The organism is Devosia sp., assembly GCF_017744655.1.
Classification (GTDB): domain Bacteria; phylum Pseudomonadota; class Alphaproteobacteria; order Rhizobiales; family Devosiaceae; genus Devosia.
On the sequence record NZ_JAGIAW010000004.1, the window covers coordinates 18,503 to 34,601 of the forward strand.

Annotated in this window: 16 protein-coding genes; 12 read left to right on the forward strand and 4 right to left on the reverse strand. The window is 61.9% G+C overall.

What is annotated here, in order from left to right:
- Window positions 1-98 precede the first annotated feature (98 nt).
- The 3 genes from J7557_RS09430 to J7557_RS09440 are packed head-to-tail and all read left to right on the forward strand — an operon-like array spanning window position 99 to window position 2,198.
- Window positions 99-854, forward strand: coding sequence for an SDR family oxidoreductase (locus J7557_RS09430; RefSeq protein WP_291419640.1), 756 nt, complete (start codon window positions 99-101; stop codon window positions 852-854).
- A 14-nt stretch (window positions 855-868) separates the two neighbouring features.
- Entirely contained in the window at window positions 869-1,333 is a 465-nt protein-coding gene (locus tag J7557_RS09435) for a carboxymuconolactone decarboxylase family protein (RefSeq protein WP_291419642.1), read from the forward strand.
- Window positions 1,323-2,198 carry a sigma-70 family RNA polymerase sigma factor gene (locus J7557_RS09440; RefSeq protein WP_291419644.1) on the forward strand — a complete coding sequence of 292 codons (876 nt, stop codon included), beginning with the start codon at window positions 1,323-1,325 and terminating at the stop codon, window positions 2,196-2,198. The genes J7557_RS09435 and J7557_RS09440 overlap by 11 nt, the downstream gene beginning before the upstream one ends.
- Window positions 2,199-2,611: 413 nt before the next feature.
- Here the strand turns inward: J7557_RS09440 and J7557_RS09445 are convergent, their stop codons facing one another.
- Together J7557_RS09445 and J7557_RS09450 are read right to left on the reverse strand one after the other, a co-directional pair.
- Entirely contained in the window at window positions 2,612-3,346 is a 735-nt protein-coding gene (locus J7557_RS09445; RefSeq protein ID WP_291419646.1) for a phosphotransferase, read from the reverse strand.
- 58 nt (window positions 3,347-3,404) lie between these two features.
- Window positions 3,405-4,151, reverse strand: a complete 747-nt coding sequence (locus tag J7557_RS09450) for an SDR family NAD(P)-dependent oxidoreductase (RefSeq protein ID WP_291419648.1) — start codon at window positions 4,149-4,151, stop codon at window positions 3,405-3,407.
- 476 nt (window positions 4,152-4,627) lie between these two features.
- Here J7557_RS09450 and J7557_RS09455 point away from each other — a divergent pair, with 476 nt between their 5' ends.
- The 8 genes from J7557_RS09455 to J7557_RS09490 all read left to right on the forward strand — a co-directional run bounded on the left by J7557_RS09455 (window position 4,628) and on the right by J7557_RS09490 (window position 12,672).
- Window positions 4,628-6,205, forward strand: a complete 1,578-nt coding sequence (locus J7557_RS09455) for an ABC transporter substrate-binding protein (protein WP_291419650.1) — start codon at window positions 4,628-4,630, stop codon at window positions 6,203-6,205.
- 70 nt (window positions 6,206-6,275) lie between these two features.
- Window positions 6,276-7,256 (forward strand): ABC transporter permease, encoded by a 981-nt coding sequence (locus J7557_RS09460; RefSeq protein WP_291419652.1) that lies wholly within the window; start codon window positions 6,276-6,278, stop codon window positions 7,254-7,256.
- Between the two features lie 4 nt (window positions 7,257-7,260).
- Window positions 7,261-8,202 (forward strand): ABC transporter permease, encoded by a 942-nt coding sequence (locus tag J7557_RS09465; RefSeq protein WP_291419654.1) that lies wholly within the window; start codon window positions 7,261-7,263, stop codon window positions 8,200-8,202.
- Window positions 8,202-9,842: an ABC transporter ATP-binding protein gene (locus tag J7557_RS09470; protein ID WP_291419656.1), complete on the forward strand. Its 1,641-nt coding sequence runs from the start codon at window positions 8,202-8,204 to the stop codon at window positions 9,840-9,842. The genes J7557_RS09465 and J7557_RS09470 overlap by 1 nt, the downstream gene beginning before the upstream one ends.
- 16 nt (window positions 9,843-9,858) lie before the next feature.
- A complete protein-coding gene (locus J7557_RS09475; RefSeq protein WP_291419658.1) occupies window positions 9,859-10,470 on the forward strand; it encodes a TetR/AcrR family transcriptional regulator in 612 nt (203 codons plus the stop codon).
- A gap of 187 nt (window positions 10,471-10,657) precedes the next feature.
- A complete protein-coding gene (locus J7557_RS09480) occupies window positions 10,658-11,176 on the forward strand; it encodes a sigma-70 family RNA polymerase sigma factor (protein WP_291419660.1) in 519 nt (172 codons plus the stop codon).
- Entirely contained in the window at window positions 11,176-11,937 is a 762-nt protein-coding gene (locus J7557_RS09485; RefSeq protein ID WP_367272883.1) for an anti-sigma factor, read from the forward strand. Before J7557_RS09480 ends, J7557_RS09485 begins: the two co-directional genes overlap by 1 nt.
- Window positions 11,938-11,949: 12 nt before the next feature.
- Window positions 11,950-12,672, forward strand: a complete 723-nt coding sequence (locus J7557_RS09490; RefSeq protein WP_291419664.1) for a Bax inhibitor-1/YccA family protein — start codon at window positions 11,950-11,952, stop codon at window positions 12,670-12,672.
- 67 nt (window positions 12,673-12,739) lie between these two features.
- Here J7557_RS09490 and J7557_RS09495 read toward each other — a convergent pair whose 3' ends face one another.
- Window positions 12,740-13,906, reverse strand: a complete 1,167-nt coding sequence (locus J7557_RS09495) for a hypothetical protein (RefSeq protein WP_291419665.1) — start codon at window positions 13,904-13,906, stop codon at window positions 12,740-12,742.
- A 12-nt stretch (window positions 13,907-13,918) separates the two neighbouring features.
- The gene (locus tag J7557_RS09500; RefSeq protein WP_291419667.1) at window positions 13,919-14,890 is read right to left on the reverse strand and encodes an aldo/keto reductase; all 972 of its coding nucleotides are present in this window, start codon (window positions 14,888-14,890) and stop codon (window positions 13,919-13,921) included.
- Window positions 14,891-15,083: 193 nt separating this feature from the next.
- Here J7557_RS09500 and J7557_RS09505 point away from each other — a divergent pair, with 193 nt between their 5' ends.
- Window positions 15,084-16,088, forward strand: coding sequence for a GntR family transcriptional regulator (locus J7557_RS09505; protein ID WP_291419669.1), 1,005 nt, complete (start codon window positions 15,084-15,086; stop codon window positions 16,086-16,088).
- Window positions 16,089-16,099: the final 11 nt, after the last annotated feature.

Here is a 16,099-nt window from a genome sequence, read left to right on the forward strand (position 1 = left end):
ATTTTCGCGCCCATGTCACACCGCTCACGGCCATCTCGTCTTTGCAGCAGAACGGTCGGTCGGTTTATCGGCCGACGCTCACTCGCAAGGATAGGAACATGAAAATCGTCGTTATCGGCGGCACCGGCCTCATCGGGTCCAAGGTCGTCCGGCTGCTTTCGGAGCGAGGTGACGAAGTCATCGCAGCCTCACCCAAATCCGGGGTCAATACCATGACCGGGGAAGGTCTGGACGCTGCCCTGCTTGGCGCCGAGGTCGTGCTTGATCTCGCCAATTCCCCGTCGTTCGAGGACAAGGCGGTGCTCGATTTCTTTGTGACCGCGGGCACCAATCTCCTCGCCGCGGAAGCCCGCGCCGGCGTTCGCCACCACGTGGCTCTGTCGGTGGTTGGTACCAAGGACCTGCAGGAGAGCGGTTATTTTCGAGGCAAGCGGGCGCAGGAGCGGTTGATCAAGGCCTCTCCCACGCCGTACACGATCGTTCACGCCACCCAGTTTCTCGAATTCCTCGGCAGCATCGCCAATTCCGTCGGCGCTGACGCTGCAATCCCGCTCAGCACGGCGCTGATCCAGCCCATCGCCTCCGATGACGTCGCGGCGTTCGTCGCCGAGGCGGCACTGGCGCAGCCGATCAACGGCACGGTTGAAATCGCTGGGCCGGAAAAATTCCGGCTAGCGGACCTTGTTGCCCGCTATCTCGGCGACATCGAAGATAGCCGGAAAGTCCAACCCGATCCGGAAGCGAAGTATTTTGGCGCCCGGCTCGACGAAGCCTCGCTTCTACCCCGCGGGGCCGCGCGTCTTGGCACCGTGACCTATGCCGACTGGCTCAAAACCAGCCGTCCCAATCGCTAAATCAGGAAACCACCATGCACCCCCGTATCGAAAATCACTTCTCGCTTGCGCCCGCAGCCATCAAGGCCATGATGACGCTGGAAACGGCCATTGCCGCCAGCGGGCTCGACAATACGCTGATCGGACTGATCAAGCTGCGCGCTTCGCAGATCAATGGTTGCGCTTATTGTATCCACATGCATGTCGAACATCTGCGTCAGGCAGGGGAAACCGAAATGCGTCTGCACTTGCTGAGCGCCTGGCGTGAAGCCCCGATCTATTCCGAGCGGGAGCGCGCCGTGCTCGCCTGGACCGAGGCGCTGACGCTCCTGCCGCAGAATGGCGCCGCCGACGAAGACTACGCGCCAATCGCCACCCAGTTCTCGCCTGAGGAACAGGTCAACCTGACCCTCGCCATTGGCGCCATCAATGCATGGAACCGGCTGCAGGTCGGCTTCCGCATCCGTCCGGTCGTCAGCGAGGCACAACATGCCGCCTGAGGCGGCCAATGATTTCGAGGTGCACCGGTCCCGACTGGTGCGCCTTGCCTATCGCATGCTGGGCAGCCGCGCCGCGGCGGAAGACGTGGTGCAGGATGCCTGGCTGCGCTGGTCGCAGGTCGATAAGGCGACAGTGCGCGAAGTCGGGGCCTTCCTCTCGCGCATCGTCACTCGCCTCTGCCTTGATGAAATGAAGTCGGCCCGCGCCCGACGCGAGCACTATGTCGGTTCATGGCTGCCCGAGCCCATGCTTGAGCCTGAGGAACCCGAGGTCGATGCCGACGAATTGACGATGACGCTGATGTTGGCGCTCGAACGCCTGTCTCCGCTCGAAAGAGCCGCCTTTCTCCTCCATGAAGTTTTCGGCCAGCCGCTCAACGAGATCGCAGCGACGCTTGGCCGGGATGCTACCTCTGTTCGCCAATTGGCCTCCCGGGCCCGCAAGCATGTGCAGGAGGCGCGCCCGCGCTATCCGGTCGATCGCGCCGAGGGCGATCGTATCGCCCAGGCCTTTTTTGTCGCTGCGCATAATGGCGACATGAGCACGCTTGAAGCGCTCCTGGCCCAAGGCGTCGTCATGCATTCCGATGGCGGTGGCAAGGTCTTCGCTTTCATCAATCCCATCGAGGGCCGCGAACGTGTCTTGCGTCTCTACGAGGGAATGTTCCGCAAGTATGGAGCAGGCTGGACAGAGATGGTCGAGCCGGTCTGGATCGACGGACTGCCCGGCTTTATCAGCCGGGAGCACGGGGCCTTGTTGCAGACGACTGCGCTCCATATCGAGGATGGCAGGATCCTCGGCATCTATGTCACGCGCAATCCGGACAAACTGACATCGGTTCAGGATCGCCTGCGCAAAAACTGAGCGACACGGGTTGACGTGGCAAACCTGACTTTCTCCGGTCCATCTGCACAAAAATTGCTGGCGACGATGTCAGGTTTGCACCCATGCGCAACCCTGATCGCCCACTGCTCCGTCCCGCCATTCAGCTTTCCGGCCGCATCGTCAGCCGAGCATGGTGCGAAGCATCTGGAGATCGCTGTTCGCCGGGAAGAGGCGCGCGTTACCCTGACTATCGCCGATGATGGCGAAGGCATATCGGAGGGCAACAGGACCGTATTTTCCAGCCCCTCTTCACGATCCGACGCGAAAGTGGCGGCACCGGTATGGGCCTCGACATCGTCCGCACCATGCTTGAGGCGCACGATGCTGGAATAGAGCTCGTACCCTCGACAAGGGGGCCACGTTCCGGCTCAGCCTGCCCAATCGCTAGCAGTTCAGACGGCTCGAACCTCGGCTAACCGCTTGACCGCGTAGTCGTCCTTCCAGCAAACGGCGGCTTCCCATGCGGCCGAGGCTTGGGCGGCGCTATCCTGAGCGGCGCCCTGCAGCCCGGCGGCATTGTGAGGCAGCGCCAGATCGAGATCGGGTACGTCGACATGAGCCTCGTCCCAATCGATGAGGGCGACGCGGTCGGCATTCATGCGGATGTTTCCGGGGTTGTTGGGATTGCCGTGCACCGCACACGTCTTGCGCCCCTCAAGTCGCTTCCAGGCTGCCCGACATCGGATGACGGCTTCGGATGGCATCGCCGCGAGGTCTATTCGCGTCCCCTTGTCCGTATGGAGGAGATCGGTGGAGGATCTCCATCCCGGTCGTTGCGGCCAACCTGCCGTCAATCGATGCAGCTCACGCAGCGTGTCTGCCACGCGGCGCCAGTCGCTTGCCGTCTGCGGTGGCCCGCCCTCCATATAGTTCATCACCACCAGGCCTCCCACGAACAGCCTGTTGTCCGTGGTTGGGATTGGTGCCGGGACAGTTAGCCCATTGCTGTCGAGATATTGGAGAAGTTCGGCTTCCCAGGCGAGGTCGGCGTCGCTTCTATTGCCGAGACGAGCGACTGCAAGACGTCCGTCGATCAGAACGCTCCAGACATCGTTGGAACTACCGCCCGTCAGCGGTTCGACGCGCGTTACATCCTTCCCCCAATATGCGAGCGCTTCCCATCCCATCGGCATTGTCCTCAATTAGGCGGCTGCTGCCCGAGCACGGCGGGCGCAAAGCTCCATATCAATAAGTGCACCGGCCGCCCGAAAGATCGAACACCGAGGCGGTGGTAAAGCTGTTCTCCTTGGAAACCAGCCAGGCCACCATGGATGCGGCCTCGTCGACTTCGAGGAAGCGTCCCCTCGGAATGCGAGTCAGCATGTATTGGATGAATTCATCCGTCAGGGTGTCGAGAATGCGGGTCTTGGCGGTGGCCGGAGTGATGGCATTGACCGCTATGTCGTAGCCGGCCAACTCCTTGCCGAGCGATTTGGTCAGGCCGATCACGCCGGCTTTCGCGGCCGAATAGGCGGAGAGATTGGGGTTGCCTTCCTTGCCAGCCACCGAGGAGATATTGACGATGCGCCCGTAATTGCGGGCCTTCATCGCGGGGACGACCGCCTTGTTGACATAGAACGTGCCATTGAGATTGATCTCGACGACGTGCCGCCATTCGTCCGGATCATACTGATCAAGGCTCGCATTGTTGCCCGCGATCCCCGCCGAATTGACGAGGATCGATACCCCACCAATCTCCGTCTCGACCCGCGCATGTGCTTCGATCAATCCGGCGAGGTCGGTAATATCAACCACCTGGCTTGATGCGCCCATGCCCAGCGCCTCAACCGCCCTTGCCAGAGCCTTCTCGTCTCGGTCCCAAAGGCTGACCTTGGCGCCGGAATCGAGGATGCGCTTGGCCATGGCAAAGCCCAGCCCCTGTGCGCCGCCGGTGATGACGGCCACTTGGCCGCTGAGGTCGATCTGATTCATAAGTTTTCTCCTGACCGCCGAACCCTGCTCGGGTTTCTTGGAGCGGAATAGTGCGCGAGGTCGTTGCCCGGCGCTGCAAAGGTAGCGGCAAGCATAGGAGAAAAGCCAGAGCCTACAGCGGGATATTCGAGAAATGGGCAGGGCAACGGCGCGATGGCTGCCGTCCGTTTCCGGGGAGCAATTCTAGCCGTCGCGCGAATTTTCATGCAGGCATGGAAGAAATCCTATCTTCCATCCGTATACATGACGTGCAAAACAGCACGTCATGTATTTTTGGAAGATTCTTTAAGTAAGTTTCCGAACTGATTTCGTAAAATGCGTTCAGCTCAGTGTTTATAACAGGTTTGTGGTGCTGTTGTGACTATTGTTCCGGGGTTTGTGCAATTGCGCTCCTGATAAAATTGGGCTTTCGTGTGGACCAAGCCTTCCAAACATCTATTTCGAGAAGGCGCTATTCAGGAACGGAGAGAACGCTAATGCACACTTCACTGACTCGCATTGCCGCGGCGCTTGTCGCTTCGACCATGCTCGCCGGTGTGGCCAATGCCGAGACCATCCGCTGGGCCCGCTCATCGGATGCGCTCACGCTGGACCCGCATTCGCAGAACCAGGGCAATACGCACACGCTGGCCCACCACATCTATGAGACGCTGGTTGGTCGCGACAATGACGGCACCCTGACGCCGCGCCTCGCCACCGAATGGGCACTCAAGGAAGGCGACGACACCGTCTGGGTGTTCAAGCTGCGTGAAGGCGTCAAATTCCACAACGGCAACGATTTTACCGCCGAAGACGTGGTCTACTCGATCGAGCGCGCCAAGAGCGAATTCTCGAACATGAAGCAGCTCCATTCCGTGGTGGAAGGCGTGACTGCGGTCGACGACTATACCGTCGAGTTCCAGATGGCCGGTCCCTCGCTCATCTACCCGAACAACCTCACCAATACCTTCATCATGGACAAGACCTGGTCCGACGAGAACGATCTCGCCGTGGTCCAGGACTTTGCCAGCGGCGCCAGCAACTATTCCGTTCTCAACACCAACGGCACCGGCCCCTATACGCTCGTGTCGCGTGAAGTCGACGTGAAGACCGTGCTCGCGTCCAACCCGGAATGGTGGGGCGAAGCTCCGGCCGTGACCGGCGTCGAATACCTGACCATTGCCGATGCCCAGACCCGCATCTCGGCGCTGCTCTCGGGTGAAGTCGACATCGTCCAGGATGTGCCGCCGCAGGATATCGAGCGTCTGTCCTCGACCGAAGGTTTCAAGGTCGAAACGGGCCCCGAAAACCGCTTCATCTATTTCGGCTACAAGTTCGGCGATGCGCCGCTGAAGTCGTCGAACATCACCGATTCCAACCCCTTCAACAATCCGCTGGTGCGTGAAGCCATGGAACTGGTGCTCGATCGCGACGCCATCCAGAAGGTGGTGATGCGTGGCCAGTCGATCCCGACGGGCATTCCCAACCCGCCCTTCGTCGCTGGCTGGACCGAAGAGCTCGACGCCTATCCGGCGCCCGATGTTGAAAAGGCCAAGGCCTTGATGGCCGAAGCCGGCTATCCCAATGGCTTCACCGTCACGCTCGACACGCCGAACAACCGTTATGTCAATGACGAGGCGATCTCGACCGCCTATGTCGGCATGCTCGGCCAGATCGGTATCCAGGTGACCCTGGCCTCGCGCCCGGTTGCCGAACATTCCCCGATCATCCTTGCCAACGAGAGCGACTTCTATCTCCTCGGCTGGGGCGTTCCGACCTTCGACAGCGCCTATGTGTTCAACGATCTGGTGCACTCCAAGACCGATACGCACGGCACCTACAATGTCGGCCTCTATACCAATCCCGAGCTTGACGCGAAGATCGTTTCGCTCGGCACCGAAAGCGACCAGGCCAAGCGTGACGCGACCGTTGCCGAAATCTGGGACACGGTGAAGGCCGATCGCGTGCTGCTGCCGGTGCACAACCAGGTGCTGGCCTATGCCATGCGCTCGGGCGTGACGCTGCCGGTTCAGCCGGAAAACCAGCCGAACATGACCACGGTCACCTTCGAGTAAAGCGCTGAAATCCCGGGCCGCCGCGTTGAGTTCTCGCTCTCGCGGCGGTCCGCCCATTTGAGGGGCGCCCATGCTCGCCTTCATCGCACGGCGGCTGCTTCAGTCCGTCATCGTCATGCTTGTCGTGGCGTTTATTGCCTTCCTTGTCTTCCGCTATGTCGGCGATCCCCTGGCTAACCTGCTCAGTCAGGATGCGACCATGGCCGACTATGAGGAGGCGCGCGAACGCCTCGGGCTCAACCAGCCCTTCTACGTCCAGTTCTATCATTTCGTGGTCAACGCCCTGCAGGGCCAGTTCGGCGTGTCCTATCGCCTGCAGCAGCCGGTCAGCCAGTTGATCCTCGAGCGCCTGCCGGCCACCATCGAGCTTGCCGTCGCCTCCTTGATCATCGCGCTCGTCTTCGGCGTCTTCCTCGGCGTCTATACCGCCCTCAAGCAGCGCGCTTTCTCGACTGGCGTCATCATGACCCTGTCGCTGATCGGCGTGTCGCTGCCCACCTTCCTCATCGGCATCGGGCTCATCTATGTCTTCGCCGTCGAATTGAAGTGGCTGCCGTCCTTCGGGCGCGGCGAGGTCGTGCAAATCGGCTGGTGGCGCACGGGTCTGCTCACCCAGTCAGGCCTGCGCTCGCTGATCCTGCCGGCCATCACCCTGTCGCTCTTTCAGCTAACGCTCATCATGCGCCTCGTGCGCGCGGAAATGATGGAAGTGCTGCGCACCGACTATATCCGCTTCGCCCGGGCCCGGGGTCTCTCGCAGCGCGCCATCAATTTCGGCCACGCGCTGAAAAACACCATGGTGCCGGTGATCACCATTACCGGCCTGCAGCTTGGCTCCGTCATCGCCTTCGCCATCATCACCGAAACGGTGTTCCAGTGGCCGGGCGTCGGTTCGCTCTTCGTCAATTCGGTGGCCGCGGTCGATGTGCCCGTCATGGCCGCCTACCTCGTCTTCGTCGCGCTGGTTTTTGTGATCATCAACCTCATCGTCGACATCCTCTATTTCATCGTCGATCCGCGCCTGCGCGACGGCGCCAAATCCGGGAGGTAGCATCGTGACCGATCTGCCCCAGTCCCCTCCGAAAACCTCGCGCTGGAAAACCTTCCTCCGCTCCGACATCGTCTGGTCCTATCGTCGCTCGCCGGTAACGGTCGTCGCCTCCATCGTGGCGTTCCTCCTGATCTTCATGGCGGTTTTCGCCCCGCTTCTCGCGCCCTATAATCCGTTCAATCCGGCCACCCTCAATCTCATGGACGGCTTTACCCCGCCCAATTCGAGTTCGATGGGCGGGCGCTACTTCGCCCTCGGCACCGATAGCCAGGGCCGTGACGTGCTTTCGACCATCATGTATGGCTCGCGCGTCTCGCTCTTCGTCGGCGCCATGGCGACGCTCTTCGCCATGGTGATGGGCGTCGGTCTTGGCCTCGTCGCCGGCTATGTCGGCGGCCTCTGGGACGCTGTCATCATGCGCGTCGCCGACGTGCAGCTCTCGTTCCCGGCCATCCTCATCGCCCTTCTTATTTTCGGCGTTGCCCGCGGCATCATCCCGCCCAACCAGCAGGAAGGCGCGGCCATCTGGGTGCTCATCATCGCCATCGGCCTTGCCAATTGGGCGCAGTTCGCCCGCACGGTGCGCGGCGCCACGATGGTCGAGCGGCAGAAGGACTATGTGGCGGCGGCGCGCATCCTCGGCGTCAATCCGTTCATCATCCTCCTTCGTCACGTCCTCCCCAATGTCGTCGGGCCGGTGCTCGTCATCGGCACCATTGGCCTCGCGCTCGCCATCATCGAGGAAGCAACGCTGAGCTACCTCGGCGTCGGCGTGCCCCCGACCCAGCCGTCACTGGGAACACTGATCCGTATCGGCCAGCAATTCCTGTTCTCTGGAGAGTGGTGGATTCTGCTCTTCCCCGCCATCACGCTGGTGCTCTTGGCGCTCTCGGTCAACCTCCTGGGTGACTGGCTGCGCGACGCCCTCAATCCGAAGTTGCGCTGATGACCACACCTGTTCTTTCCATCAAAAATCTAGTCGTCGATTTTCCCTTCCACGATGAGGTGTTCCGCGCTGTGGACGGTGTCTCCTTCGACATCATGCCGGGCGAAGTCGTCGGCGTCGTTGGAGAGTCCGGCGCCGGCAAGTCGATGACGGGGTCAGCCGTCATCGGCCTCATCGAGCGGCCCGGCCGCATATCGAGCGGCGAAATCCTGCTCAAGGGCGAGCGCATCGACAATCTCGGCGAACCCGAAAAAGCCAGGCTGCGCGGCAAGCGCATCGGCATGGTTTTTCAGGACCCGCTGACGAGCCTCAACCCGCTCTACACTGTGGGCCGGCAGCTCATCCAGACCATCCGCACCCATCTTCCCCTCAGCGAGGAGGAAGCGCGGCAGAAGGCCATCGACCTCCTCACCGAGGCCGGCATTCCCAAGGCAGCCGAGCGCATCGATTCCTATCCGCACCAGTTCTCGGGCGGCATGCGGCAGCGCGTGGTCATTGCCCTGGCCATCGCTGCCGAACCCGAGCTGATCATTGCCGACGAGCCAACTTCGGCGCTCGACGTCTCGGTGCAGGCCCAGATCATCAAGGTGCTGAAAAAGCTCTGCACCAACCATGGTGCAGCGGTCATGCTCATCACTCACGACATGGGCGTCATCGCCCAGACGGCCGATCGGCTGGTGGTGATGCATCACGGCAAGGTGGTCGAAACCGGCACGGTGGGCGACATCATCCGCCGCCCGCGCGAGCCCTATACGGTCAAGCTCATCGACTCGATCCCCACGATCGAGCGCAAGGAAGGCCAGATCGCCACGGCGACACCCGCCAATGACGACACCGCCTATGTGCAGGTAAAGCACCTCGTCCGCGATTTCGAACTCGGCCGCGGCAGTTTTACCAAACTCCTCCCCGGCAAGGTCGAAATGTTCCGGGCGGTCAGCGATGTCAGCTTCTCCATCCCCAAGGGCCAGACCTTTGGCCTCGTGGGCGAAAGCGGCTCGGGCAAGTCGACCTGCGCGAAGATGATCGTCGGCCTCGTGCGTCCCTCTGCAGGCCATATCACCGTCGATGGTCACGATATCTGGGCCGGTGGCGCCGGGCATCAGGAGCGCCGCAAGCGCGTGCAGATGATTTTCCAGGACCCCTATGCCAGCCTCAATCCGCGCTGGCGGGTCAAGGACATCATCGCCGAACCCATGCGCACGCTCGGGCTCGCGCGCAACAAGACCGAAGTCGAGCATCGGGTCGCCGAATTGCTCAACAAAGTGCGTCTCGATCCCTCCGTCATGCGCAAATTCCCGCATGAATTTTCGGGCGGCCAGCGCCAGCGCATCGCCATCGCCCGGGCCCTGTCGAGCCAGCCCGAGTTCATCGTCTGCGACGAACCGACCTCGGCCCTCGACGTGTCGGTGCAGGCGCAGGTGCTGGACCTGATGAGCGAATTGCAGTCCGAGTTCGGGCTGACTTACCTCCTCATCAGCCACAACCTCGCCGTCGTGCGGCAGATGTCGACCTCGGTCGGCGTCTTGCACAATGGTGTGCTTGTGGAGCGCGGGCCGACGGACGCGATCTTCGACAGTCCGCAGGCCGATTATACGAGAATGCTTCTGGACGCCGTTCCAGACATCTCAAAAGTCGCCTGAGCGAGGCGTGCAGGAGATGAAGTTCCTCGAAGCAAAGCGACGCAGGCACATCATCGATTGCACGATCGCCGTGCTGGTGCGCGATGGCGTCGCCGGCACCTCGCTCTCGCGGGTGGCGTCCGAGGCAAAAGTCGCCAAGGGCATCATCTGCTATTATTTCGGCAGCAAGGACGGCCTCTTCGATGCCGTCCTTGCCAGCGTTCGCGAGCGCATGGTGGAAGCCATTGTCGAGGATGCCGAAGGGCTCGACGATGAATGGCAGCGCGTCGCTGCCTTCGTCACGGGGCATCTGACCTATGTCCGAAAACACCGCGCCGAAGTCCTCGCTCTGCGTCATCTCGCATCCACGCGGGCAGGGGGCTCGGAAGTCTCCGACCATCTCGCCGTCTGGCGCGAGCAGAAGGATTGGCTCGTCGGCACCCTGACCGCCGGGCAGGATCGCGGCGCCTTCAAATCCTTCGATCCCGGCGTCGTCGCCACGGCCATATCAGGCGCCCTCGAGAGCGGCCTCCTGCAATGGGCGCATGACGCGACCATCGATCTCGACCTCTATGCCGGCCAGTTGCTCGATCTCTTCGAACCCGGCGTCTGCGAACCGACGCCCGAGGCCCAACTGGCGTCGGCCTAGGGCACCATCTCCCCTCCGTCGTCATTGCCGGGCTTGTCCCGGCAATCCATCCCGCCAAGGCATGGACCACCGGGACAGGCCCGGTGGTGACGACAAACTGTGAATCTCTCAGTGGGGTTGTGGTGCAGCGGCCAAGATTTTTGCTTTCCGTATGGAAGAGCCGCGTCCTTTCGTCCGTATATAGCGCATGGTCCCGCCGAAACCCCGCAAATCCGAGGTCATGAACGAGCTTCCGGCTCTGCGCCGCTATGCGCTGAGCCTGACGCGGCATCCGACCGATGCCGAGGATCTCGTGCATGATGCGCTGGTGCGGGCGATGGAGCGGAGCGTCACCTACAACCCCGCCGGAAATCTCCGCGGTTGGCTGATGTCGATCCTTCATAACCTGCACATCGACCGGGTCCGCTCCGGCAAGAGTTCGGCGGCCCGCGATCGCGACTATGCCGCGCAAACCGCCGAGGCCCTGCCCCCCAACCAGCTCGACAGCGTCCGGCTCAATCAGGTGCGCCGCGCGTTCGATACGCTGCCCGACGAGCAGCGCGAGGCCATGCATCTGGTGACCATTGAAGGCCTCAGCTACGAGGAGGCCGCCGCAGTGCTCGGTGTCCCTGCCGGCACGGTGATGTCGCGTATTTCGCGTGGGCGGGAAGCCCTGCGACGCTGGGAAAGCGGCCCGGCCCTGAGACTGATCAAAGGAGGCGAATGATGCGGAACATTGAAACAGTCGACCCCCTGGAACTGGCGGCCTATGTCGACGACCAGCTCGACGTTTCCCGCCGTATCGAAATCGAGCACTGGCTCTCCCAGAACCCTGATATTGCGGCGCAGGTCATGACGGACCTCCGCATGCGCGACGAACTGCGTCTGGCCCTTGCCGGCGACGAAGTCCCGCCCATGCCGGCCACCAGCGATGTGGCCCGGCGCCTCGAAGGCCGGTTGCAGCGCGGCCAGTTTTTCCGCCGCCTCCGTCCGCTCGCGGCTGCGTCCTTCCTCCTCAGCGCCGGCTGGATCGCGCATAGCCAGATCGGTACCCTGCCGGCCCAAGCGTCGAGCGCCGTACCCGAATATGTCACCGCTGCGGTCGAAGCCCACCACATCACGGCCCTCCGCGCCGGCATGCATTCGCAGCCGCCCGTCACCGATTATGATCCGGCCGAACTTCTCGCCGAGACTGCCATCCGCATGCCCAAGCTGCCGGCCGGCTGGTCAGTGACCGATGTGCAGGTCTATCCCTCCCATTTCGGCCCCAGTGTCGAGCTTGCCGTCAATGCCGGCGATCTCGGTGCCGTGTCGCTCTTTGCGGCGCGTCCGGGTCAGTTCATCGTGGAGCGTCCGTCCACGCGCCATGTCGACGATACGACGACTGCCTATTGGCAGTTCGGCGACATAGCCTATGCGCTCGTTGCGAGCGCTCCGCCCGGCGAGGTGTCCCGCGCCGCCGGCTCCCTTTTCGATTCCCTATACTGACGGAGACCGACGATGGCTTTGCAGCCACAATCGCGCTGGAGCAATCCGGCATCAACCATGTCCGGTGCCGCCTTTGACGAAGGCCTGCGCCAGCACATGCTGCGCGTCTACAATTATATGGGCCTCGGCCTCGTCATCACCGGCCTCGTCGCCTTCTTCGTCGGCTCGACCCCGGCGCTTTATGTGCCGATCTTCGGCTCGCCGCTGAAATGGGTGGTGATGTTAGCGCCGCTCGCCTTCGTGATGTTCTTCTCTTTCAAGGTCAATTCGATCTCGGCCGGCGCCGCACAGACCATGTTCTGGGCCTTCTGCGCCGTCATGGGGCTCTCCATGGCCTCGATCTTCCTGGTCTTTACCGGCGCCAGCATTGCCCGCACCTTCTTCATCTCGGCCGCCATGTTCGGCGCGATGAGCCTCTACGGCTATACGACCAAGACGGACCTGACCAAGTTCGGCTCGTTCCTGATCATGGGCCTGATCGGCGTCGCCATCGCCTCGATCGTCAATATCTTCCTCGGCTCGAGCATGCTGCAGTTCATCGTTTCGGTGGTCGGCATTCTCGTCTTCCTCGGCCTCACCGCCTGGGATACCCAGACCATCAAGGAACAGTTCGCCGAGAACAATGGCGCCGAAGCCAATCAGAAGCTCGCCGTCATGGGTGCCCTGTCGCTCTATCTGAGCTTCATCAACATCTTCCAGCTTCTCCTCAGCCTCACCGGCCAGACGGAAGAATAAGGCGCTTCCAGGCGCCTGAAGGGAAAGGCCGGCGAGACTTTTGGTCTCGCCGGCCTTTCCTATTTGGTCATGCCTTCCAGTATTTCTTCAGCGTCGTAGGCGTGTGCATGTTGTCGTAGAGGAAGCTCCAGAATTCCTTGCGTTCTTCCGGCGCAACCGTCTTCCACACCTCATGCACGGCCATGTCGCCCCCATAATAGGCGTAGACGAATGGCGCCCTGAGGTTGTGGCTGAGGAAGGCCAGACGCGAGCGCGCCGTCACCGGGTCCTGCAGCGCTTTGTCGGCCATGATGGGCACGATCTCATCAAGGCTCATCCCTTGCGCATGCATCATCCAGGCCGCATTGCAGCGCATGGCGCTCCGCAGACGCTGCAGGGCAACACCCAGTTCATCTTCGGGGCCATCCACCCAATCGAGGAAGAACATGCCATTGTCGGCAATGCCTTCGAAGAGAGCGCTACTGGCTGAACTCGTCACCACCTGCGCCCCATCGAGCGGCATCTTGCCCTCGGCGACATAGCGTTCGCGCAGGTTCATGTGCACCAGATGCCCCGGAAACACTTCATGCGTCGCGAGGTGCTTCAGCGAAAAGCGCGTATACGGGAAATCGAGGTTCAGCAGCACTTTCCGCGTGGGATAGTCGCAGTAGGCCGAGAACGGCACGGCCGTGACACCTGCAGGCTCCATCCATTCATGCGCCATGGGATACATGGTCGCCGTCACCCGCTCGCGACCCTCAAGGATCAGTGCCTTCAACTCAGCGAGAACGGCCCCCTTCGGCACGCGCGCCTGCGCTTCCCAGCGATTGAAGTCCTCGGTGAGGCTGCCACCGGCATAGCCAAGCTCATCGAGCTTTTCGCGGATCGTCCTGCGATAGCCTTCCAGCTCGTCGTCGGGCACGAGTTGCGTCTCAACCCGGATCTGCCTCCGAACGCGGTCGGCAAAGCTGATCGGCTTTTCCTCAAAAGTCGTCACCAGCGCCAGAAGCGAGTCGATCATTTCGTCGACATAGTCACGACGAAGCTGCGTTTCCGCCTCGCCGGCATTGCGTACTGCAAGGGCTTCGAGCCGTTCCCGCGCCTCGGCATAGTCGCGCAGTTTTGTCGGCTCGACCTCGGCCATGGCGACCGGGATCAGGCCCTCCTTGTCCAAAAATCCGTCGCTGCGCGGCGTGCTGCGATAAAGCGCGTCGATGCCGGCCGTCAGGCCCGCCAGTTCATTGCCAATCAGCATGGCCAAAAGCTCCTATTGGTGACCGGCAACCGGCTTGGGTTCGTAAGGGGCTTCCATCAGCGCCACATCCTCGTCGCTGAGTTTCACCTCGAGCGCCGCCACGGCATCATCGAACTGATGGAGCTTCGAAATACCGACGATGGGGGCAGTAATCCCCGGACGCGTCGCTACCCAGGCATAAGCGATCTGGGCCGGCGGACGGCCATGGCGTTCAGCCACTGTGCGAACCGCAGCAACCACCGCATCGTCCTGTTCGCGCGAACGGTCATAGAGCGCCGAAGCGGTCTTGTCAGTCTGCGAGCGGGTCGTGTCGGCGTCGGTGCGGGCCGCCAGGCGCCCGCGGGCGAGGGGGCTCCAGGGGATGACGCCGATGCCTTCCGAGCGGCAGAGCGGCAGCATTTCGCGCTCTTCCTCGCGGTAGATCAGGTTGTAGTGCGGCTGCATGGAAACGAAGGCCGCCCAACCATTGGCGCGCTGCATCCCAAGAGCCTTCATAAACTGCCAGGCGTGCATCGAAGACGCGCCGAGATAGCGCACCTTGCCGGCGCGAACCACGTCGTTGAGCGCATCCAGCGTCTCTTCGAGCGGGGTGCCATAATCGAAACGGTGCAGCTGATAGAGGTCGATATAGTCGGTGCCGAGCCGCTTCAGGCTGCCGTCCACGGCCTCGAAAATATGCTTTCGCGACAGGCCCCTGTCATTGGGGTCGCTGCTCATCGGGTTGTAGAGCTTTGTCGCCAGCACAAGGTTTTGGCGCTTCCGCGTCGAGAGCACCTTGCCCACCACCTCTTCGCTCGCTCCCGCCGAATACATGTCGGCCAGGTCGAAGAAGTTGATTCCGAGGTCCACTGCCTTGTCGATGATCGGCCGCGAAGCCGCTTCATCCAGCACCCATGGGGCCCAGTTTGGCGAGCCGAAGGTCATGCAGCCCAATGCCAGCTGCGACACTTTCAGGCCCGTTCGGCCCAGGTTGCTATATTCCATTAGTACACCTCAAGACGCAGAAAAAGACGCGCAAACGACGATGTTCCGGCGCGAAAGCCGGTAAAATTCGCCTGATTTCATGCATTTGTGCACATTCGTCAGGCGAAATCAAACCGTGTGCAAAAAAATTGCATGCCCTATTGCAGTGTTGGGAACTCGTGGTTACGGTCAGTGTATCAACGTGGTAGAACACATGTTCACGATAGACGCGTCCAGCATCGACAAGTCGCTTCCCGTCCCGGTCGGGACGCAATTGCATGGGCTTTTGAGCTACATGCTGGCCTTCAGCGACATGGCCTATGGCACCAAGCTCCAATCGGTCCGGCAGCTGGCGAGCGAACTCGGCATTGCGCCGATGACGGTCAGCCAGGTCTACCAACAGCTCCGCGACGAGGGTCTGATCGAGATGCGCGCTGGCCTCGGGGCCTTCACGGCGCGCGATCCGCTGGCCGTCGCGGCCTCCGGGCAGCCGATCAACGCGCTGCGCGGCGATATCGAAGCCATCCTCGCCAAGGCCGAAGCGCTTGGCGTCTCATCCATGGCGCTGGTGTCGATGATCAATGCCGGTGCGCAGATGCGTCGCCCCGCCACCGGTCTCAACATCGTTTTCGTCTGCATCTTCGAAGGTCCGGGTCGCGACTATGTCGACGAAATCCGGCCGACCCTCGCCAGCAATGATCAGATCGAACTGGTGACGCTCGACAGCATTCGCAATGACGGCCCGCAACGGCAGGCCTGCCTTGCCGCCGACATCGTCCTCACCTTCAGCCACAGGGAAGCGGAAGTGCGGGCGTTGGTCGAGGGCAGCGATGTGCTGGGCCTTCGGTTCATCCCGTCGCAGCGCACCCGGCAGAGCCTTGCGGGTCTCGATTCCCGCGCCCGCGTCGCTGCCATCACCCACTTCAAGGAATATATCGCGATCATGCGCCCCAGCGTGCGCGAGTTCGCCCCGCATATTTCCGACATCCGCGTCACCTGGTCGTCCGCCGATGATCTCAGCGAGATCATCGAGGGCTCCGACGCAGTGGTCTACGCCTCGGGCGCCGATCATGTGGCCCAGCTCGTGCGGCCCGGCGTCCAGTGTTTCGAATATCGCCACGCGCCAGATACCGGCGCTCTCGACACCATTCTGGCTCCGCGGCTTGCCGATCTCAGGCGCGCCAAGGGTGGTCAGCTAGCGGGCCGACTATCCGCTTAATTAGTCACAGC